This is a genomic window from Helicobacter muridarum (assembly GCF_000765805.2).
Lineage (GTDB): Bacteria > Campylobacterota > Campylobacteria > Campylobacterales > Helicobacteraceae > Helicobacter_A > Helicobacter_A muridarum.
This window is the reverse complement of record NZ_JRPD02000061.1, coordinates 1-1168: the sequence shown is the minus strand read 5'-3', so window position 1 is coordinate 1168 and position 1168 is coordinate 1. Positions and strand designations below refer to the sequence as shown.

General features: G+C 28.9%; 1 protein-coding gene and 1 pseudogene. Both read right to left on the bottom strand.

Going from position 1 to position 1168, the window contains the following annotated elements:
* Window positions 1-832 (bottom strand): MBOAT family O-acyltransferase (locus tag LS73_RS10380; RefSeq protein ID WP_328590925.1); only part of this gene is annotated, 832 nt, incomplete at its 3' end.
* Window positions 807-1168: pseudogene (locus LS73_RS10375) on the bottom strand (hypothetical protein); the annotation flags it as partial. The pseudogene LS73_RS10375 and the gene LS73_RS10380, both read right to left, overlap by 26 nt.

The window sequence follows — 1168 nt, the reverse complement described above, 5'->3', positions numbered from 1 at the left end:
TTAAAACACCTCCATTCTCTACAACACCAAACCCAGCATTTGCCCATTTTGCAAAAGAATCTGCAATGAATACTTTTTTAAATAAGCCAATAGAGAATATAAATAATCCTTTAGCTATATAATCCCACTTTATATAAGAATTGTTTTTTAAAGCCCCAAATTGAGACATCATTTCTTTATGATGCACGATAGGACCAGCTATGAGCTGAGGAAAGAAAGAGACAAATAGTGCATAATCGATAAAGTCAATCTTAGATTTTATATGCAAATCTTGTTTTATATGAGATTGTGTATATATGTCTATATAGTCTTTATAAAAGTTATTTTCTTTGCTTTTATAGCTATTTTTAGAATCTCTATCCCCGTTTGCTTCTATCTTGTGTTGTTGGACTTTCTTAGCTCTCATTTTATTCTCATCATTATCCTTAATATATGAATATTGCTTTATTTGAAAATCTCTCTCTTTACTCTTTATGTCATATGCTTCTTGCATATTACTTATATCTATTCTCTTATAACAATCCACTAAAAAAGCAATCTGTTGAAAAGTAACAAATGAAAGTCCTAAAGGTAAAAGAATATGAGGCAGGGGAATATTAAAATCTAAATGAAGGAGTTGTGAGAAAAGATTAAAATTCTCTAAAAGAAAGTCTGTATATTTAAAGAATCCCAACAAAGCAAGATTAAAGAGAATACCAAGTATAAGATAAAGCTTAGCATTCTTAAGGGCTGTTTGTATGAGATAATAGAAAGAATAAAGATTAAGGTAAGAAGCAAAATAAGAAATACAAGGATAAGATTCTATATTAAGGTGTGTTACCCCCCCCCCCATTAATACATACTTTCTTTAGAGCTAAAGCATAGAGAGACTTAAGAATGAGCTTAGCTAATATATAATTTATAAAGATTGAAGAGAGGAGAATAAAAGTATATTCAATCTTAAAATATCCATAGAAAAACAAACTAGAACCAATAAGAAAGAGCTTAGCTAATGTGTATTTATGCAATGTCTTAAGAATATAAAATCCTAAAAGAGTAAGAGGTAAAAATATAAGGATAAATTCAAAGGAGTTAAAGAGCATAAAAGTCTTACAACAAATAGAATAAATAGAATAGAATGAAAAATGAAGTAGATTATAACAGAAAGAGGTGGAGTGGATGTAGAGGG